12 protein-coding genes are annotated in these 21,146 nt (G+C 57.9%); 2 read left to right on the forward strand and 10 right to left on the reverse strand.

The window, feature by feature from the left end:
* Window positions 1-65: 65 nt before the first annotated feature.
* The 5 genes from narI to ACLGE8_RS02200 all read right to left on the reverse strand — a co-directional run bounded on the left by narI (window position 66) and on the right by ACLGE8_RS02200 (window position 8,513).
* On the reverse strand, window positions 66-743 hold the full coding sequence (gene narI / locus ACLGE8_RS02180) for a respiratory nitrate reductase subunit gamma (protein ID WP_410996051.1): 678 nt from the start codon (window positions 741-743) through the stop codon (window positions 66-68).
* Window positions 743-1,453 (reverse strand): nitrate reductase molybdenum cofactor assembly chaperone, encoded by a 711-nt coding sequence (gene narJ, locus ACLGE8_RS02185; RefSeq protein ID WP_410996053.1) that lies wholly within the window; start codon window positions 1,451-1,453, stop codon window positions 743-745. Before narJ ends, narI begins: the two co-directional genes overlap by 1 nt.
* Complete coding sequence (narH, locus tag ACLGE8_RS02190; protein ID WP_410996055.1) at window positions 1,450-2,988, reverse strand: nitrate reductase subunit beta; 1,539 nt, start codon at window positions 2,986-2,988, stop codon at window positions 1,450-1,452. The genes narJ and narH overlap by 4 nt, the downstream gene beginning before the upstream one ends.
* Window positions 2,985-6,728: a nitrate reductase subunit alpha gene (locus tag ACLGE8_RS02195; RefSeq protein ID WP_410996057.1), complete on the reverse strand. Its 3,744-nt coding sequence runs from the start codon at window positions 6,726-6,728 to the stop codon at window positions 2,985-2,987. Before ACLGE8_RS02195 ends, narH begins: the two co-directional genes overlap by 4 nt.
* A 393-nt stretch (window positions 6,729-7,121) precedes the next feature.
* Window positions 7,122-8,513: a NarK family nitrate/nitrite MFS transporter gene (locus ACLGE8_RS02200; RefSeq protein ID WP_410996059.1), complete on the reverse strand. Its 1,392-nt coding sequence runs from the start codon at window positions 8,511-8,513 to the stop codon at window positions 7,122-7,124.
* A 311-nt stretch (window positions 8,514-8,824) separates the two neighbouring features.
* Here ACLGE8_RS02200 and narX point away from each other — a divergent pair, with 311 nt between their 5' ends.
* Entirely contained in the window at window positions 8,825-10,624 is a 1,800-nt protein-coding gene (narX, locus tag ACLGE8_RS02205; protein WP_410996061.1) for a nitrate/nitrite two-component system sensor histidine kinase NarX, read from the forward strand.
* Window positions 10,617-11,267, forward strand: a complete 651-nt coding sequence (gene narL / locus ACLGE8_RS02210) for a two-component system response regulator NarL (protein ID WP_035895589.1) — start codon at window positions 10,617-10,619, stop codon at window positions 11,265-11,267. Before narX ends, narL begins: the two co-directional genes overlap by 8 nt.
* A gap of 9 nt (window positions 11,268-11,276) precedes the next feature.
* Here the strand turns inward: narL and ACLGE8_RS02215 are convergent, their stop codons facing one another.
* From ACLGE8_RS02215 to ntrB, 5 genes are all read right to left on the reverse strand, one after another.
* Window positions 11,277-12,731 carry a YchO/YchP family invasin gene (locus ACLGE8_RS02215; protein WP_410996063.1) on the reverse strand — a complete coding sequence of 485 codons (1,455 nt, stop codon included), beginning with the start codon at window positions 12,729-12,731 and terminating at the stop codon, window positions 11,277-11,279.
* 63 nt (window positions 12,732-12,794) lie between these two features.
* Window positions 12,795-15,401, reverse strand: coding sequence for a molybdopterin-dependent oxidoreductase (locus tag ACLGE8_RS02220; RefSeq protein ID WP_410996065.1), 2,607 nt, complete (start codon window positions 15,399-15,401; stop codon window positions 12,795-12,797).
* On the reverse strand, window positions 15,398-19,462 hold the full coding sequence (gene nirB, locus ACLGE8_RS02225) for a nitrite reductase large subunit NirB (RefSeq protein WP_410996067.1): 4,065 nt from the start codon (window positions 19,460-19,462) through the stop codon (window positions 15,398-15,400). The genes ACLGE8_RS02220 and nirB overlap by 4 nt, the downstream gene beginning before the upstream one ends.
* 9 nt (window positions 19,463-19,471) lie before the next feature.
* Window positions 19,472-20,260 (reverse strand): ABC transporter ATP-binding protein, encoded by a 789-nt coding sequence (locus ACLGE8_RS02230; protein WP_333010437.1) that lies wholly within the window; start codon window positions 20,258-20,260, stop codon window positions 19,472-19,474.
* A 9-nt stretch (window positions 20,261-20,269) separates the two neighbouring features.
* Entirely contained in the window at window positions 20,270-21,145 is an 876-nt protein-coding gene (gene ntrB, locus ACLGE8_RS02235) for a nitrate ABC transporter permease (protein ID WP_185669715.1), read from the reverse strand.
* Window position 21,146 lies beyond the last annotated feature (1 nt).

The raw sequence follows: 21,146 nt of genomic DNA on the forward strand, positions 1-21,146 counted from the left end.
CGGGGAACTGGCCGCACAAACAAAAAACCCCGCCGAAGCGGGGTTTAGAGCATCATAGAACCGTATTAATGACGCGCACGAACAATCTGATACTTGCGGGTCAGATACTCCACCGGCACGCTCCAGATGTGCACCAGGCGCGAGAATGGGAACAGCAGGAACAGCGTCATCCCCAGTACCAGGTGCATACGGTAGATAAACGCCACGCCGTCCAGGTGTGCGGAAGCGCCACCGTGGAAAGTCACCACGGACTGCGCCCAACCCACCAGTTTCATCATCTCGCTACCGTCCATATGCTGCGCAGAGAACGGAATGGTCAGCAGGCCCAGCGCGCACTGGATAACCAGCACGGACAGCACCAGAATATCGGCACCTGTCGTCGTGGCACGCACGCGCGGGCTGAACAGACGGCGTTTAAGTAGCAGCACGCCGCCGACCAGACACATCAAGCCAGCCGCGCCACCGCCAATCATCGCCATTTTCTGTTTCACTTCCAGCGGTAACCACGATTCATACACCCAGTGCGGAGTCAGCATCCCCAGGAAGTGACCGGCGAACACGCCCAGAATCCCAAGGTGGAACAGGTTCGACGCCAGGTTCATCCCTTTGCGATCCAGCATCTGGCTTGAAGCGGCGCGCCAGGTGTACTGGCCGTAGTCATAGCGCAGCCAGCTGCCAATCAGGAAGACAGAACCCGCAATGTACGGATAAATGTCAAAGAAGAACATATTCAGGAAGTGCATTATTGCTGTCCTCCGTTAGAGATATTCAAATATTGCGGGGCCACGGCTCCGGCAAAACGACGCTGGTGATTGGTAATTTCCGAATCACCGCAGCCCTGGTCGGCAAAGAATTTTACCTGCTCTTCTTCCCATACCGCGTCCAGCGCCTGTGGCGTATCATCACGGGCTTCGTCCGCAATTTTTTCCGCCACTTTCGCTTCATCCACCGCGCTGTTCGCCAGCTTCAGCAGTTGTTCAAACAGCACTGCATAACGGCTCTCACGCTGCTGCAGGCGCGCGCAGAGCAGCGCCAGAATCGGCGCGATGTCCTGCAGACCACCAATCGCTTCGCTCTCTGGCAGCTGCGCCAGGTACTCCAGATACAGCGGCAGGTGATCCGGCAGCTCGCGGCTGTCGAGGACCAGACCATGCTGCTCGTACTGGTTCAGCAAATCGACCATCGCCTGCCCGCGGTCGCGGGATTCGCCATGCACGTGTTCGAACAGCAGCAGCGACGTCGCGCGGCCACGGTCAAACAGTTCGCTGTAGGCGGCCTGAGCATCCAGCAGATCCTGCGCGGTTAAATCGCGCAGGAAGACGCCCAGGGCCTGAGCATCTGCGGGTTCCAGTTTTTCTGATTCAGACAGAACGTCAAAGAGTTCGCCTTGATGCTGCCATAAGGCAGCATCCGGGTACTCAAGGAGACGAGAAATCACCACGAGTTCAATCATGCGTGCGGCTCCGTTTTGCTGCTCACATCCACAGAGTCAATACGACGGCTGTTAAACAGGTTGAACTTAGTGTCCGAACCGTGGCAGCCATCGCCGAAGCTAAAGCCACAACCGTTTTTCTCTGGGAACGCTTCGCGCGCTTGTTCACGGTGACTGCTTGGCACCACGAAACGATCTTCGTAGTTGGCAATCGCCAGGTAACGATACATTTCCTGCGCCTGCGCTTCGGTCAGACCGACCTCTTCCAGCGCACGAGTATCGATAACACCATCGACGGTTTCCGTACGTTTGAAGTGACGCATTGCCAGCATACGTTTCAGCGCCAGCAGCACCGGCTGGGTGTCGCCTGCGGTCAGCAGATTTGCCAGGTACTGAACCGGGATACGCAGACTTTCTACGTCCGGCAGGATACCGTTACTGCCCAGTTCACCCGCATCGGCTGCGGACTGAATTGGTGACAATGGCGGCACGTACCAGACCATCGGCAGAGTGCGGTATTCCGGGTGCAGCGGCAGCGCCAGCTTCCAGTCCATCGCCATTTTATAAACCGGCGATTTCTGCGCCGCGTCAATCACGCTCAGCGGAATACCGTCTTTCTGCGCCTGCTCAATCACTTTCGGATCGTTCGGATCAAGGAACACGTCCAACTGACGCTGGTACAGATCTTTCTCGTTCTCGGTGCTCGCTGCAGTTTCAATCGCATCCGCGTCATACAGCAGCACGCCGAGGTAGCGAATACGGCCTACGCAGGTCTCTGAACACACAGTCGGCTGACCCGCTTCGATGCGCGGGTAGCAGAAGATGCATTTTTCAGACTTGCCGCTCTTCCAGTTGAAGTAGATTTTTTTGTACGGGCAACCGGTGATGCACATACGCCAGCCACGGCATTTATCCTGATCGATCAGTACGATGCCGTCTTCTTCACACTTGTAGATAGCACCGCTCGGGCAGGTTGCCACGCACGCCGGGTTGAGGCAGTGCTCGCACAGGCGCGGCAGGTACATCATGAAGGTGTTTTCAAACTGGCCGTACATCGCCTTCTGCATGTTCTCGAAGTTCTTGTCTTTCGACAGCTTCTCAAACTCACCGCCGAGGTCGTCTTCCCAGTTCGGACCCTTGGTGATTTTGTCCATGCGCTTACCGGTAATCAGCGAGCGTGGACGGGCAATCGGCTGTGCCTTGCTATCAGCCGGTGCGTTGTGCAGCGTCTGGTAGTCAAAATCAAACGGCTCGTAGTAATCGTCCAGACCCGGCAGATGCGGGTTAGCGAAGATTTTACCCAGCAGCAGCGCTTTATTACCCATGCGCGGCACCAGTTTGCCGTTGATTTTACGGATCCAACCGCCTTTGTATTTTTCCTGGTCTTCCCAGTCGGTCGGGAAACCAGTACCCGGCTTGGTTTCAACGTTGTTGAACCACGCGTACTCGGTCCCTTCACGGCTGGTCCAGACGTTTTTACAGGTCACTGAACAGGTATGACAGCCGATGCATTTATCGAGATTCAGCACCATGCCGACTTGTGAACGAATTTTCATTTTACGCTCTCCTGTACCTGGTCATTGCCTTCGCCGTCCAACCAGTCAATGTTCTTCATCTTACGTACCACCACAAACTCATCACGGTTCGAACCCACGGTACCGTAGTAGTTAAAGCTATAAGCCAGGTGCGCATAGCCGCCGATCATATGGGTCGGTTTTGGCGTGATGCGGGTCACTGAGTTATGGATACCACCGCGTTGACCGGTAATTTCTGAACCTGGCAGGTTAACAATACGTTCCTGCGCGTGGTACATCATGGTCATCCCAGCCGGTACACGCTGGCTCACAACTGCACGTGCCGTCAGCGCACCGTTGTTGTTGAAGACTTCAATCCAGTCGTTATCTTCGATACCGATCTCTTTGGCATCTTCTTCGCTCATCCACACCACCGGACCACCGCGACCTAAGGTCAGCATCAGCAGGTTGTCGCTGTAGGTTGAGTGAATACCCCATTTCTGGTGCGGGGTCAGGAAGTTCAGCGCCTTCTCTGGGTTACCGTTGGATTTCTTACCCATCACCTCTTTCACCGAACGGGTGTCGATAGGTGGGCGGTAAACCAGCAGGCTTTCACCGAAGTCACGCATCCACTGGTGGTCCTGATACAAGGACTGACGACCAGACAGCGTACGCCATGGAATCAGCTCGTGAACGTTGGTATAGCCAGCGTTGTAAGAGACGTGTTCGTCTTCCAGACCGGACCAGGTTGGGCTGGAGATAATCTTGCGCGGCTGCGCCTGAATATCACGGAAGCGTATTTTTTCGTCTTCTTTATTGAGCGCCAGGTGCGTGTGGTCACGACCGGTAAACTCGCTCAACGCTGCCCAGGCTTTCACCGCCACCTGACCGTTGGTTTCCGGCGCCAGGGTGAGGATCATCTCTGCCGCATCAATCGCCGTATCCAGCATCGGCTGGCCTTTCGCCGGGCCTTCTGCTTTGGTGTAGTTGAGCTTACGCAGCAGATCCATTTCGCTCTGGGTGTTCCAGGCAATCCCTTTACCGCCGTTACCGATTTTTTCCATCAATGGCCCGATGGAGGTAAAGCGCTCGTAGGTCGCCGGATAATCACGTTGAACCGGGATAATGTGCGGTGCGGTTTTACCTGGGATCAGGTCACATTCGCCTTTTTTCCAGTCCTTCACGTCTAACGGCTGTGCCAGCTCGGCCGCAGAGTCATGCTGAATTGGCAGCGTAACGATGTCCGTTTCCTGGCCGAGGTGACCCACGCAGACTTCTGAGAATTTCTTCGCAATGCCTTTGTAGATTTCCCAATCGCTTTTTGATTCCCATGCCGGGTCAACAGCAGCAGACAGCGGGTGAATAAACGGATGCATATCCGAGGTATTCATGTCGTCTTTTTCATACCAGGTTGCCGTTGGCAGCACGATATCGGAATACAGACAGGTGCTCGACAGACGGAAGTCCAGCGTCACCACCAGATCCAATTTACCGTCGAGACCGTTGTCCTGCCATTCCACTTCTTCAGGCTTCAGGCCGCCCTGCTTGCCCAGATCCATCCCCTGAATACCGTGTTCGGTACCCAGCAGGTATTTCAGCATGTATTCATGACCTTTACCGGAGGAGCCCAGCAGGTTAGAACGCCAGATGAACAGGTTACGCGGGTGGTTTTTACCGTTTTCTGGCTGTTCAGCCGCAAAACGAATGGTGCCTTCTTTCAGCGCCTTAACGGTGTAATCAACCGGATCCATCCCGGCTTTCTTCGCATCATCAACAATACGCAGTGGGTTTGTGCCTAACTGCGGTGCAGACGGCAGCCAGCCCATACGTTCTGCACGGACGTTAAAGTCCAGCAGATGACCTGTGTAGCGAGATTTATCCGCCATCGGTGACAGCAGTTCCTGCGCGGTAACCGACTCATAACGCCATTGGCTGGAGTGGTTATAGAAGTAGGAAGTACTGTTCATGTGACGCGCTGGACGCTGCCAGTCAAGACCGAATGCCAGTGGCTGCCAACCGGTCTGCGGACGCAGTTTTTCCTGGCCGACATAGTGGGCCCAACCGCCGCCGCTCTGACCGATACAACCGCAGAACACCAGCATGTTAATCAGGCCACGATAGTTCATATCGAGGTGATACCAGTGGTTAAGGCCGGCACCGACGATGATCATTGAACGACCGTGCGTTTTATCGGCGTTATCGGCAAACTCGCGAGCAATACGAATAATCTGCGCACGTGGAACACCGGTAATTTTCTCAGCCCACGCCGGGGTATATGCCTTGATATCATCGTAGCTGGTTGCACAGTTTTCATCGTTCAGACCACGATCCAGGCCGTAGTTAGCCATGTTCAGGTCGTAAACGGTGGTCACCAGCGCGGTAGTGCCGTCGGCAAGTTGCAGACGTTTCACCGGCAGTTTGTGCAGCAGAATGTTTTCTAGCTCGACACTGGTGAAGTGCTCGGTGCCTTCACCACCAAAATAAGGGAAGCCCACCTGAGCAATCTCATCGTGGCTACCCAGAAGGCTCAGTTGCAGTTCGGTTTCATCACCGGATTTGCCGTCACGTTGCTCAAGGTTCCATTTACCTTTTTCGCCCCAACGGAAACCGATAGAACCATTCGGTGCCACCATCTCGCCATCAGTATTGACGGCAACGGTTTTCCATTCTGGGTTATTTTCCTGGCCCAAAGCGTCAACCAGGTCAGCAGCACGCAGCATACGGCCCGCAGCGTAATAACCTTCGCGCTCTTCCAGCATCACCAGCATCGGGAAGTCGGTGTAGCGGCGAACGTAGTCGGTAAAGTATTGGCTCGGTTTGTCGAGGTGGAATTCACGCAGCATCACGTGGCCCATCGCCAGCGCCATCGCCGCATCGGTACCCTGCTTAGGAGCTAACCACAGGTCGCACAGCTTAGCGATTTCCGCGTAGTCCGGGGTGATGGCAACGGTTTTGGTGCCTTTATAGCGAACTTCAGTGAAGAAGTGCGCATCCGGGGTACGGGTCTGCGGAACGTTGGAACCCCAGGCGAGGATATAGCTGGAGTTATACCAGTCGGCGGATTCCGGAACATCGGTCTGTTCGCCCCAGGTCTGCGGAGAAGCCGGTGGCAGGTCACAGTACCAGTCGTAGAAGCTCAGGCAGGTACCGCCAATCAGTGAGAGATAGCGTGCGCCAGAAGCATAGGAAACCATCGACATCGCCGGAATTGGCGAGAAGCCTGCTACACGGTCAGGACCGTAGGTTTTGACGGTGTAAACGTTGGACGCTGCAATCAGTTCGTTCACTTCCTGCCAGGAGGAACGTACGAAGCCGCCGCGACCGCGCGCTTGTTTGAAGCTTTTTGCTTTGTCGGCGTCTTCAATGATGGATGCCCAGGCATCAACCGGATCGCTGTGCAGTTTTTTCGCTTCACGCCACATTTTCATCAGGCGTTTACGCATCAGCGGATATTTCAGACGGTTGGCGCTATAGAGGTACCATGAATAGCTCGCCCCACGCGGACAGCCGCGAGGTTCGTGATTTGGCAGATCCGGACGGGTGCGCGGATAGTCAGTCTGCTGGGTTTCCCAGGTAACCAGACCGTTTTTGACATAAATTTTCCAGCTACAGGAACCGGTGCAGTTTACGCCGTGCGTGGAACGCACAACTTTATCATGCTGCCAGCGCTGGCGGTATCCATCTTCCCAATCCCGGTTGGTATCTAGAATCTGTCCGTGCCCATTGGCAAATGTTTCACCCTTCTGTTTAAAGTAGCGAAACCGGTCCAGGAATTTACTCATCGGGTCTCTCCTGTTTGGAGCCTCACGGCTCTCTGATAAATCGACATTGCTGAATTTGCAGCGAAGTTAACGCGCTGAAAGATGAAGGGAATTGATAACGATCAAGGCGGCACTGCTTAACAAATGCCGAAAAAAAGGCACATACCACCAAGGTGGTATACATTATTATTTTTCACTACATTGATAAATAAAGCTTTTTTATAGAAAGTGCATATTTCAATATGTAAAATTTAGCCCTGACGGTATTAAGGGGTAGAGCCATTACTGGCCGACGTTCTTCCACCCAGGCACAATGCCAACAGAACGTTAAACCATAAAAGTATGTTGTAACTAATCAGGGATAAAATAAAGGCGCGAAAACTCGCGCCTTTGTTGCAGAAATAACGTCAGCCGTTATTTTTTCGCTTTACGACCGTATACCGCCCAGGTCACCACGACGCAGACAATATAGAACACGAGGAATACTTTCATCGCGCCCGCCGGTGAGCCGGTTAAATCCAGCGAAGTCCCGAACGCTTTCGGAATAAAGAAACCGCCGATTGCACCAATCGCTGAGATAAAGCCCAGCGCTGCCGCCGTATCGGTAGCTGCTTCACGCATCGCTTTCTCGTCGGAACCACCCTCTGCTTTCACCCGATCCATCGTCAGCTTACGGAAGATAACGGAAATCATCTGGAAGGTAGAACCGCTACCCAGCCCGGCCGTCAGGAACAGCGCCAGGAAGACCACGTAGAAGGCAATGAAGCTGCCGCCTTCGCCGTTGGTTGGCAGGGTCATAAACAGCAGCGCACTGAATACCGCCATCAGAATAAAGTTAATCAGCGTCACGCGAGTCCCGCCCAGACGGTCGGAAATAGCCCCGCCGGCAGAACGTGCCAGCGCACCGATAAACGGACCGAAGAAGGCGTAATGCAGGATCTGAATTTCCGGGAACTGGGTTTTCGACAGCATCGCGAAACCGGCGGAGAAGCCGATAAACGAGCCGAAGGTCGCCAGATACAGCAGGCTCATGATCCACAGGTGACCACGTTTCAGCACCGGCAACTGCTCTTTCAGCGACGCTTTAGAGGTAGCCAGTTCGTTCATGCCAAACCAGGCCGCTACGGTGAAAATCGCCAGGAACGGTACCCAGATCCACGCCGCGTTCGCCAGATACAGCTCGCTGCCGTCCGGCTGCGTTACGCCATGACTACCAAAAACGGCGAAGATGGAGAGGGAGATCGCCAGTGGAGCTACCAGCTGCATCACGCTCACGCCCATATTGCCGAGGCCGCCGTTAAGGCCAAGCGCACCGCCCTGCTTCGCTTTCGGGAAGAAGAAGCTGATGTTCGCCATGCTGGACGCGAAGTTTGCACCCGCGAAGCCACACAGCAGAGAGATAATGATGAAGGTGCTAAACGGCGTGGAGGTGTCCTGAACGGCAAAGCCCAGCCATACGCAAGGAATGATAAGGATCCCGGTGCTGAACGCCGTCCAGCGACGGCCACCCACCAGCGGTACCATGAAGGAATACGGTACGCGCAGCAGTGCGCCAGAAACGGAAGGTAACGCGGTCAGCATGAACAGCTGATCGGTTGTAAACTGGAAGCCCACTTTTGGTAAATTGACGGCGACCGCGCTGAACAGCATCCATACGCAGAAAGCCAGCAGTAAACATGGAACGGAAATCCACAGGTTCCGGCTTGCAACACGGTGGCCGCGTTCTTGCCAGAACGCCGGATCTTCCGGTCGCCAGTCGGTAATGACAGCGCCGGTTGCCCTTTCGGGGGCAGTGGAGTGACTCATAGACACCTCTGATTATTAATATCAACCCTTGCCACATTAGGGTTTACACCACGCGGTAAGTTGATATAAATCAAAGGAAAAGTTGACTTAATCTTGTGTAAAAAAACATCATCACCCTTTATGGGTAGTTTTTTATTGATAAAAAAACCTGTTTTATCACGTGGCTGTTACGCTTGTACCCCTCTACCCCAGACGCCTCAGCTATTATGGAAATAAAGGAGTAACTCTTTGGGGGTATGGGTATACTCCAGGCGATAGTCGAAAATAACGCCACTCGCCGGAGAGTCTTCCGCCAGGAGCCGTATCGCACCATGTTTAGACGTTTTTTTACACCACTCACGCTGGTGAATCAACTGGCCCTCATCGTACTGCTGTCCACCCTCATCGGCGTGGCGAGTATGATGATTTCCGCACGCCTGGTGAACGGCGTCCAGGGCAGCGCGCACGCCATTAACCAGGCGGGTTCGCTGCGTATGCAGAGCTACCGCCTGCTGGCCGCAATCCCGGTGGAACAGAACGACGAGCCGCTGTTCGCTGAGATGCAAAAAACCGTCTTCAGCCCAGAATTACAGCTGGCCGCCGAGCGCGATGGTCAGGTAACTCAGCTTCACGAACTCCAGCAGTACTGGCTGAAGCATCTGAGCCCGGACATTCGTGAGGCGAGAAATCCGGATGACGTCATAGATGATACCGCCGGATTCGTCGATCGCATTAATCAACTGGTGACGGTTTTCGACCACACCACCGAAGAGCGCATTTCCCACGTGGTGTGGATGCACCGTCTGATGGCCTTTTTGATGGCGGTACTGCTGATCTTTACCGTCTTCTGGCTGCGTACACGGCTGCTGCACCCGTGGCGACAGCTGCTGCGCATGGCCGATGCTATCAGCCACCGCGATTTCACCCATCGTGCGCAAATTAGCGGTCGCAACGAAATGGCGACCCTCGGCATGGCGCTGAATAATATGTCCGCCGAACTGGCGGAAAGCTACGCCTCACTGGAGCGTCGCGTGCAGGAGAAAACCGCCGGTCTGGAGCAAAAGAATGCCATTCTCTCCTTCCTGTGGCAGGCTAACCGCCGCCTGCACTCCAGCGCGCCGCTGTGCGAACGTATCTCTCCGGTGCTGAATGGCCTTCAGGAACTCACCCCGCTGCGGGAAATTGAAGTCCGGGTTTACGATACCGAAGATGAAGATAACCATCAGGAATTTAGCTGCCACTCCGGCTGGGAGTGCGACGACAGAGGCTGCTACCTCTGCCCACGCGACGTCGATACCGCAGCCCATGACGGCATCACGCTAAAATGGCGGCTGACCGACCCGCGTAACCAGTACGGCATCCTGCTGGCAACCCTGCCGCACGGCCACGAACTGAGCCACGATCAGCAGCAGCTGGTTGATACCCTGCTCGAGCAAATTACCTCGACGCTGGCGCTGGATAAACAGCTGGAGCGCCAGCAGCAGCTTATTGTAATGGAAGAGCGCTCAACGATTGCCCGCGAGCTTCACGACTCCATCGCCCAGTCGCTCTCCTGTATGAAGATGCAGGTCAGCTGTCTGCAGATGATGCAAAAAGAGCAGTCGTCTCCGGAAAGCCGCGAACTCTTGAGCCAGGTGCGTAATGAACTCAACACCTCGTGGGCGCAGCTACGCGAACTGTTGACCACCTTCCGCCTGAAGCTGACCGAATCCGGCCTGCGCCCGGCGCTGGAAGCCAGCTGCCAGGAGTACAGCAGCCATTTCGGCTTCCCGGTGCAGCTCGACTATCAGTTACCGCCGCGCTACGTACCGTCGCACCAGGCCATTCACCTGCTGCAGATTGCCCGTGAGGCTTTAAGCAACGCGCTTAAACACTCGCAGGCGACAGAAGTGAAAGTCAGCGTTACCCAACAAAAAAACCAGGTCAAACTGGTGGTGGCCGACAACGGCTGTGGCGTCCCGCTGCACGCCGAACGCAGCAACCATTATGGCCTTATTATTATGCGTGACCGCGCACAAAGCCTGCGAGGCGATTGCCAGGTTCGTCGTCGTGAAAGCGGCGGCACGGAAGTCGTGGTTACGTTTGTCCCCGATCAATCGCTTTCTACTCCCCAAGGAGATACCCATGAGTAATCAGGAACGGGCTACTATCCTGTTAATTGACGATCACCCTATGCTGCGTACCGGTGTCAAACAGCTGGTCAGTATGGCATCAGATATTCAGGTTGTAGGCGAAGCCAGCAATGGTGAACAAGGAATCGAACTGGCAGAAACCCTCGATCCCGATCTGATTCTGCTCGATCTCAACATGCCTGGCATGAACGGTCTGGAAACCCTCGACAAGCTGCGTGAGAAATCACTGTCTGGCCGTGTGGTGGTGTTCAGCGTGTCCAACCATGAAGAAGACGTGGTTACCGCGCTCAAACGCGGTGCTGATGGCTACCTGCTGAAAGATATGGAGCCGGAAGATCTGCTGAAAGCCCTGCAACAGGCTGCCGCCGGTGAGATGGTCTTGAGCGAAGCGTTAACGCCGGTGCTGGCTGCCAGCCTGCGCGCCAACCGCGCCACCTCTGACCGCGACATCAACCAGTTGACCCCGCGCGAGCGCGATATTCTCAAGCTGATTGCCCAGGGTCTGCCAAACAAGATGATTGCCCGCCGTCTGGACATTACGGAAAGCACCGTGAAGGTTCACGTGAAGCATATGCTGAAGAAAATGAAGCTGAAATCCCGCGTCGAAGCCGCCGTGTGGGTGCACCAGGAACGTATTTTCTGAAAATCGCCGCTACGGCGTCATCTCCAACCAGCTATTGCCCTGCGGGGCAAAGCTGACGACAGGTTCGGTCAACGCCAGCGTGATCTCATTCGAGGTGACGCGCTGGCCCTTGCCATCTTCCACCACCACCGACAGATGCCAGATATTGCTGGCCCCCTCCGTCGGATCCCAGGCCGGCATGATAATGCTCCAGCCATCGGTGCTGTTGCCCGCGGCTGGCGGCGTCAGGCTTAAGGCTTCGGTATCGCCCTGCCAGCTGATTGATTTGATCCCATATTCGTCGTGAACCTGAATTTTCAGCGCCACCGTTTCGTAGCCCGTGAGATCCCACGGCGGAGTAGCGAGATACACGCTCAGGCTTTTGCGCTGACGAAACTCCATCACAGGCTGGTTGTTACGCTCTGGCGCATCGTAGCGGCTGCCACGCAGCGTGCGGGTTTGCGCCACCTCATCGGCGGCAAGCTGCTTCTTCAGCGGCACGCCAAAGCGGTAGTTGACCTTCATGCCGAGGTTGTTCTGATTTACCCCGCTCTCCCCCTGCTTATGTTGGGCGCTGAAGGTAAATAATGGTACCGGGGTGTAGTTCAGGCCCAGCGAGACCGCGACCGGATTACGGTAGCCCGTGCCGCTGCGAAACAGATCGACGCTGTCGCCAAAATACTGCTCGACGCTGAGGCTGGTGTTGATGTGATTGTAAGCCGGGATCCATGCCTGTGCGGTCAGGTCATAGCCGCGCGCCATGCGCTGTTGCAGCGTGGTGCCGCTGTTTTGCCAATCGTGCAGTGGATAGTAGTAGTTCGCCGAAAAACGCAGGTTTTCGCCCCACGCTTCCGCGCCAAGCCCGCCGCGATTGAGATGGGCATCGAGCAGGCTGTCATAAAAGGTGTTGTAGCCAAGCAGCCACTGCCCGGTGACCCAGCGCTGTCCCAGCCCCAGATTACCCACCAGCCCTTCGTCATGCTGCGTCAGGCCAAGCTGGCTCCAGGTGAGATACTGCGTATTGTCCTGCAGCGGTACAAACCAACTTCCGTGGCTGCCGGTCATTTTGCCCTGATCGTCCACCAGCAGCTGAATATTGGTATTGCCCCAAGGAGAGAGCCAGCTTTCGAGCTGCTGGTTCATCTGGCCGTTAACCTTGTCCTGCAACTGCGTCATGGCAAATAGCCGCGCCTGCTCGCCGGTATCCAAACCGTTATCGGTCATACTGGCTTCGCCGAAGGCCTTCACCATCTCGGCAAAGTGTTTCTCCGCGTCATGATTTTCCGGGGCGATACTCAGATCCGGCAGGCTATCGGCCTGATTATCGAAGGGATGTTCCGCCTCTTCGACAAACGACGTCAGCGCATACGCGCTTGTGCTGGTTAACGCCAGCAGCACGAAAAATGACGAGTAAAAACGCAAAGACAAAACCACAACCTCATAGCCAGCTTCAATGCAGGCTGAAAAAATCAGCCCCAAAGCCATTAGTCTAGCGCCTTTGCGGACAGGGTTCAGCCCTGGTGGCCTCTTATAAGAATTGCCTGAAGGTCATAAAATCGTCACCTTCATTGCCGTGCTGGCGAGCAGCGCCTTCAGCTCCGGTATGCAGGATCCGCAGTTGGTGCCGCATTTCAGCCGTTCGCCCAGCTCGCCCGCCGTGCGGCAGCCCTGTTTTTCAATCGCTTCAAGGATGGTTTTTTCACCAACGCTGAAACAGCTGCAAACAATTTTCCCCACCGCCGGACGTGCCAGATCCTGGCCGCTCAGCAGCGCATGACGCGCCGCCAGCGTCTGTGGCGCCTCATTAAACGCCCGGCACACTAATGCATCATCCACTTCCGGTAGCGCATCGCCGCTCCAGAAGCCGAGCATCAAGCGTCCGTCCTGCCACGCCAGCAAATGCCAGATATCGCCAGCGTTGGCGAGTTGCACCTGCCAACCCTGCTGCTGGCACCAGGCCAGTATCTCGTGTTGTACCAGACGATCGCCGCAGAGGGTGACGTGGTGCAGCCCCGGCGCGGCTTTACGCCACCAGTGCAGATGACCCGGCAGCGGCACTTCGCTGCGGGAGTAAAGCTCACCCTGCCACAACGGCTGCCACGGCGCGATGCGCACGGCGGTCTGCTTACTTTCCGGCTGCCCGGAGTGCGGGTCGACCACCGAGGCCACCAGCCCGTTTACCTTCCCCTGACGGGCAAAGCAGTCGTTCCAGTGCATCGGCGTAAACAGCGAGCCACGGCGCTGACTCTCCGTCACCACCACCTTCGCCACCATCACGCCATGCGGCGAACTGATGCGCGCCAGGCCGCCCGGTAACAGCGCAAAATGCGCAGCATCCTGCGGCGAGACTTCCACTATCGGCTGCGCAATATGCTGCATCAGGCGCGGCACACTACCGGTGCGGGTCATGGTGTGCCACTGGTCGCGAATACGCCCGCTGTTGAGGATCAGCGGATAGAGCGGCTGTGTTTGAGCCAGCATGCCGCGCGGTGTGACCGGCACCATACGCACCCTTCCATCCTCTCGCCAGCCACGATGCAGATCCAACGAGACGTTACGGCGGCTGACCGGCCAGCGCACCGGCGCAAGTTCATCCCACGCCTCGCGGCTTAATTCGGCAAGCCCGCTGATATCAAACGCCCGCTGGCCGTCATTTTCAAAACCGGAGAGCGCCGCATGTTCACTAAAGACCTCATGGGGATGCTGCCAGGCAAACGCCGCACCGCAGCCCAGGCGCTCGGCAACGCGGGCGATGATCCACCAGTCGGCCCGCGCCTCGCCGGGGGCCGGCAGAAACGCCCGCTGGCGCGAAATACGCCGCTCGGAGTTGGTCACGGTGCCGTTTTTCTCCCCCCAGCCCAGCGCCGGGAAGCGAATATGTGCGTACTGCGAGGTTTCCGTCTGCGCGGCAATTTCGGAGACAATCACCAACGGGCAGCGCTTCAGCGCCTGGCTTACCGCGTGGCTGTCCGGCAGTGATACCGCCGGGTTGGTGCCCATGATCCACACCGCTTTCACCTCACCGCGCCCGATAGCAGCGAAGAGATCCACCGCCATCAGCCCCGGCGTTTGCGCCAGCCGCTCGGTACCCCAGAAACGCGCCACCCGGGCGAGGTCGGAAGGTTCGAAGTTCATATGCGCCGCCAGCATCGTCGCCAGCCCGCCCACCTCGCGACCGCCCATCGCATTTGGCTGCCCGGTCAGCGAAAAGGGGCCGCAGCCTTCGCGACCAAATTTGCCGCTGGCAAGGTGGACGTTAATAATCGCGTTGCATTTGTCGCTGCCGCTGGAGGATTGATTTATACCCATGGTGTAGAGCGTGATAGCCCTCGGGGCGGCAATAAAGTCCTGATAAAACGCGGCGACCTCCGCGAAGGGCAGCCCGCAAAATGCCGCCACGCGCTCAATGCTCCAGGATTGTGCCGCCTCAAGCGCGGCGGGCGCATCGGTAAAATCGTCCACCTTTGCACCGCGCTCGGCAATGGCATGTAGCAGCCCAACAAATAGCCCGGCATCCGTGCCGGGGGCAATCGCCAGATGGCGGTCGGCAATATCGCAGGTGGCGGTACGACGCGGGTCAATAACAACGACCTTCATTTGCGGGTTTTGCTGCTTCGCCTGCACCAGTCGCTGATAGAGCACCGGGTGCGCCCAGGCCGCGTTGGAACCTACCAGAACCACCAGGTCACTGCGTTCTACGTCCTCAAAGCTGCATGGCACCACGTCCGCGCCCCACGCACGTTTATAGCCTGTCACCGCCGATGACATACACAGCCGCGAGTTGGTATCGATATTCGCCGCGCCGATAAAGCCTTTCATCAGCTTATTGGCGGCGTAATAGTCCTCGGTCAACAGCTGTCCGGAGGCATAAAACGCCACCGCCTGCGGGCCGTGCTCGTCGATAATCGCCTGTAGCCGCTCACCGGTCGCATCCAGCGCCTGCGCCCAGCTGACATTCTGGCCGTCAACGGACGGATGCAGCAAGCGCCCCTCCAGACCGGTGGTTTCGCCGAGCGCCGAGCCCTTCACGCACAGGCGGCCAAAGTTTGCCGGATGTGCCTCATCACCCTTCACGCTGACCTCGCCGTCAATCACCGTAGCCAGCACCCCGCAGCCAACGCCGCAGTAAGGGCACGTTGTTCGGGTTTCTGTCATGAAGCCTCCGCGCGCATCACCAGTTCCTGGCTACTGACCCACACTTTGCCGCCTTCAACTTTCACCGGCCAGGCGCGCACCACCGGCTCGCCGCTCTCCAGATGGCGACCGTCGCGCAGGCGAATACGCTGCTTATAGAGCGGTGAGATAACAATCGGTTCACCGCTGGCATCGCCCAGCAGGCCGCGCGACAGGACGTTAGCCTGGCTGCCGGGTTCCTGATTATCCAGCGCATAGACGTGGCCGTTGAGGCGGAAAAGTGCAATCTGCATCTCGCCCAACCGCGCGCCAATCCCAGCCTGCGCCGGGATATCTTCCAGCGAACACACCGCCTGCCACGGCTTGCGGCTGCCTGCCAGCGTCGGCATCACGGTGACGGGCGACAGCTGCGGCTGCCCGCGCACGGTTTCACGCTGCACCGCTTCGTCTGGCGTGTCGCTGTTTACGAAAGAGCGGAACAGCGTCAGGCGCTGCGGGTCATTGAGCGTGGTTTGCCACTCGCACTGGTAGCTATCGATGACCCGCGCCATCTCCTGCTCCAGCTCTTCGCCAATGCCCAGCGAATCGTCGAGGATCACGCTGCGCAGATACTCCAGCCCACCTTCCAGATTATCCATCCAGGTACTGGTGCGCTGCAGACGGTCGGCGGTACGGATGTAAAACATCAGAAAACGGTCGATGGTGCGCAACAACGTCGCGTCGTCGAGGTCGCTGGCGAACAGATCCGCATGACGCGGTTTCATCCCGCCGTTACCGCACAGATAGAGGTTCCAGCCCTTGTCGGTGGCAATCACCCCAACGTCTTTGCCCTGCGCTTCCGCGCACTCTCGGGTGCAGCCGGAGACCGCCATTTTAATTTTGTGCGGCGCGCGCAGCCCTTTATAGCGGTGCTCCAGGGTTACCGCCAGCCCGGTGGAATCCTGCACCCCATAGCGACACCAGGTTGAACCGACGCAGGATTTCACCGTGCGCAGCGACTTGCCGTAGGCATGTCCGGTCTCAAAACCGGCCTCCACCAGCTCGTGCCAGATAGCGGGAAGCTGCTCCAGCCGCGCGCCAAACAGGTCAATACGCTGGCCGCCGGTAATTTTGCTGTATAGCGCGTAGCGTTTGGCTATCTGCCCGATGGCAATCAGCCCGTCCGGCGTTACCTCGCCGGCAGGCATACGTGGCACCACGGAATAGGTGCCGTCTTTCTGGATATTGGCAAAGTAGCGGTCGTTGGTGTCCTGCAGCGGCAAATGCGCGGGCTTCAGCAGGTACTCATTCCAGCAGGAGGCCAGCACCGACCCCACCAGCGGTTTGCAGATTTCGCAGCCGTCGCCGTGGCCGTAGCGAGCAATCAGCTGTTCAAAGGTGTGAATTCGGTTGACGCGCACCAGGTGATAGATCTCCTGACGCGAGTACGGGAAGTGTTCGCAGATGTCTTTTTTCACCTCCACGCCCTGCTGCGCCAGCTGATACTCCATCACCTGTTTGACCAGTGCGCTACAGCCGCCGCAGCCGGTGGCCGCTTTGGTGCAGCTTTTAATGGCCCCCATCTCGCTGGCCCCGTTGCTCACCGCATGGCAGATATCGCCTTTGCTGACGTTGTGACAGGAGCAGATTTGCGCGCTGTCCGGCAGCGCCGCCACGCCAAGCGCTTTCGGCGCGCTGCCGGAGAGCGCAGGCAGGATCAGCGATTCCGGGTGCGACGGCAGCGCAATATCGTTGAGCATCATTTGCAGCAGCGTGGCGTAGTCGCTGGCATCACCTACCAGTACGCCGCCGAGCAGCGTTTTGCCATCCGCGCTGACCACAATCTTCTTATAGATTTGCTCCGGGCCGTGAACCCATTGATAGCTCTGGCTTCCGGCGGTGCGCCCTTGCGCATCGCCAAATGAGGCCACGTCGACGCCGAGCAGCTTGAGCTTGGTGCTCATATCCGCCCCGGTAAATTCGCTCGTTTCACCTGCCAACGCCCCGGCGGCTACCCGCGCCATTTGATAGCCGGGCGCCACCAGGCCATAGATTTTGTTATCCCACAGCGCGCATTCGCCGATGGCAAAGATGTCGCTATCGGAAGTGCGACACTGGTTATCAATCGCGATGCCACCGCGCTCACCCAGGCGGATGCCACTGCTGCGCGCCAGCGCGTCCTGCGGGCGAATCCCCGCCGAGAACACCACCATATCGGTAACCAGACATTCACCGTCGGCAAACTGCAGCATGAGCCCTTCGTCCGTCTGGCGAATCTCGGTGGTGGCTTTGCTAGTGTGCACGCTTACGCCAAGCTCGGTAATTTTCTCCCGCAGCATGGCGGCACCGCCGTTATCCAACTGCACCGCCATCAGATTCGGCGCGAACTCCACCACGTGAGTCTCCAGCCCCAGCTGGCGCAGCGCGTTTGCCGCCTCCAACCCCAACAGGCCGCCGCCGATCACCACGCCGCGGCTCGCCGTTTTGGCGCAGGCGGCAATCGCATCAAGATCGTCCAGCGTACGGTAGACAAAGCAGCCGGGTAGCGTGTTGCCGGGGATTGGCGGCACGAACGGGTATGAGCCGGTGGCGAGCACCAGCTTATCCCAGTGCAGTTCATGTCCCTCAGCGTCGCGGATAATCCGGGCTTCGCGGTCAATTTCCGCTACCGGCTGCGACAAGCGCAGCTCAATGCCGTTATCAGCAAAGAAATCCTCCGCCACCATCGAGAGCGACTGCGCGCTGCGACCGGCAAAATATTCCGACAGATGCACCCGGTCATAGGCGGCATAACGCTCTTCGCCCAGTACCACAATCTGATACTGCTCATGCAACTGATGGCTGACACACTGCTCAAGAAAATGGTGGCCGACCATCCCGTGCCCGACGACCGCTAATGTTGGTTTTGTCATGGTATGCGTTCCTGCAGCCGACGGCTGCGTGGTAAAGGGGCCGAATATCCAGCTCGCCTGTGCGGGCTGGACGGTATGCAATAAATCGGTAAAGGCGGCGGCGCTGGTGCAGTCGCCAAGCAGCAGGACTCCGGCCAACTGGCCGTTTGCCACCAGCAGCCGCCGATAGTGCCCGGTCTGCGGGTCATAGGATGACCACTGACAATCCCCGTCGATGGCCCGAACCCGCCCGGCGCTGAACAGGTCGATGCCGGTCACCTTCAGGCGGGTGCCACGGTCCTGCCAGTGGAAATCGGCCCGTGGGTTGCCGCAGAGCCTTGCTGCCAGCACGTCCGCCTGCTGCATGCAGGGCGCGACCAGGCCGAAGGTTTGTCCGTCAATTTCGCAGCACTCTCCAATGGCGCTGACGCCGGGGATACCCGTTTCCAGCTGGCGGTTAATCACAATGCCGCGCTGACAGGGAATTCCGGCCTGCTGCGCCAGCGCGATATTGGGCCGCACGCCGGTTGCCATCACCACGCGGGTTGCCGGAATGACGCGCCCGGTGTTTAACACCACCGCGTCTGGCGTAATCTGCGCAATACCGGCGCTCAACTCGCAGTCGATACCGCGTTCGGCTAATCGCTGGGTCAATAGCTCGCCCGCCATTTCGTCTAGCTGCTGTTCCATCAGTCGTCCGCTGCGATGAATCAAAGTGACGGCGTCACCTCTAAGTCGCAGCGCGGCGGCGGCTTCCACTCCCAGCACCCCGCCGCCAATCACCACCGCATCGCCCGGCGTGGCAAGAATGGCCTCCACGTCAGCCAGGGTGCGAAAGGCAAAAACGTGCGGCAGGTCGATGCCCGGCAGCGGCGGCAGGAAAGCCTGCGAGCCGCAGGTGAACACTAATTCATCCCACTCCAGCTCACGCTGGGTGGTGGTCACCCGGCGCGTCTGCACATCAACCGTCTGCACCGTTTCACCGAGGTACAGCGTGATGTGATGGTCGAGATACCACTGCGCCGGTTGTAGCAGCGTCTGGCTAAAATCCTTTTCCCCACCCAGCACCGGAGAGAGCTGAATGCGGCTGTAGGCCGGATGCGGTTCATCACCGATAAGGGTTATCGCAAACGCTCCTGGCGCACTCGTGACCAGCATTTCCGCTAGCCGGGTCGCCGCCATCCCGTTGCCGATCATCACCAGTCGCCGCATAGAACCCCCTTACGCCGCTTTCGGCTGTTTTTCGTAAAGGAAGTGGAGGATCTGCTGGCGCAGGTGGTGATAGCGGCTGTCATCCGCCAGCTGCACGCGGTTACGCGGTCGCGGCAAATTCACCTCCAGCACTTCACCCACCGTGGCCGCCGGGCCGTTGGTCATCATCATCACGCGGTCAGAGAGCAGCACGGCTTCATCAACGTCGTGGGTAATCAGCACGATGGTGGTGTTCAGCGACTGTTGAATTTGCATTACCGAGTCCTGAAGATGGGCGCGGGTGAGCGCATCCAGCGCACCAAACGGCTCGTCCATCAGCAGCACCTTTGGCTTCATCGCCAGCGCTCGCGCGATGCCCACGCGCTGCTTCATGCCGCCGGAGATCTCGCCTGGACGTTTGTCCATCGCGTGGCCCATCTGGACGCGGTCAAGGTTGTGCGCAATCCACTCTCGACGCTCCGCTTTGTTCATGGTTTGGCGAAACACCTGGTCAACCGCCAGCGCCACGTTGTCAAAGCAGGTCAGCCATGGCAGCAGTGAATGGTTCTGAAACACCACCGCCCGCTCCGGCCCCGGCCCGGCAATTTCGCGGTTGTCACACAGCAGCCCGCCTTCGGTCGGCAGGGTAATGCCAGCAATCAGGTTGAGCAGCGTCGATTTACCGCAGCCCGAATGGCCAATCAGGCTAACGGTCTCCCCTTCGTGAATATCAAAAGAGACGTTTTGTAAGGCCAGAAACTCACCGCTGGCGGTATGAAAACGCTGGCTCACGGCCTGGACCTGAATTAATGGTTTCATGATGTGCTCCTATTTCTCTTGCCAGCTAAAACGACGTGCAATCAGCATCAGCCCCTGCTCCAGCAGCAGCCCCACCACGCCGATAATGACGATGGCGATAAGGATGTTTTCGACGTTGAGGTTGTTCCATTCGTTCCAGATCCAAAAACCGATACCCAGCCCGCCGGTGAGCATCTCTGCGGCGACAATGACCAGCCAGGCGATACCAATCGACAGCCGCACTCCGGTGAGCACCGACGGCAGCACTGCCGGGAAGAGGATTTTGCGCATCACCGTCCACTCCGATAGGTTCAGCACCCGCGCCACGTTGAGATAATCCTGCGGTATGCGGCGCACCCCTTCGGCGGTGTTAATCACCATCGGCCAGATGGAGCAGATGAAAATCGTCCAGCTGGAGGCGGGTTCCGCTTTCTGGAACAACAGCAGGCCAATTGGCAGCCAGGCCAGCGGGCTGACCGGGCGCAGCAGCGCAATCAGCGGGGTGAACATGCGCGAGGCAAAGGTAAAACGACCGATCAGGAAGCCAAGCGGAATACCCACCAGCGCCGCGAGGCCAAAGCCCACCGCCACGCGCTGTAACGAGGCCAGCACGTTCCAGCCTACGCCGACGTCGTTGGGGCCGTTGTTGTAGAACGGGTCAGAAAAGAGGGTTATCGCCGAGTCCAGGGTACTGAGCGGCGTCGGAAAACCTTTGCTGTTGACGGCGGCCAGCTGCCAGACCAGCACCAGCAGGCCCAGCCCCAGCACCGCTGGAATCGTGCGCTCTGCGAGCTCACGAAGATGGCGGCGCAGCGCAGGTGGCCTACGGCGAACCTGCACCGGCGGCATGGCGATCACTTCGCCAGCAGGTGCTGGCGCATCGATAGGTTTGGTTTTGGTGTTCATC

It is taken from the genome of Kluyvera sp. 142486 (genome assembly GCF_046569695.1).
GTDB lineage: Bacteria > Pseudomonadota > Gammaproteobacteria > Enterobacterales > Enterobacteriaceae > Kluyvera.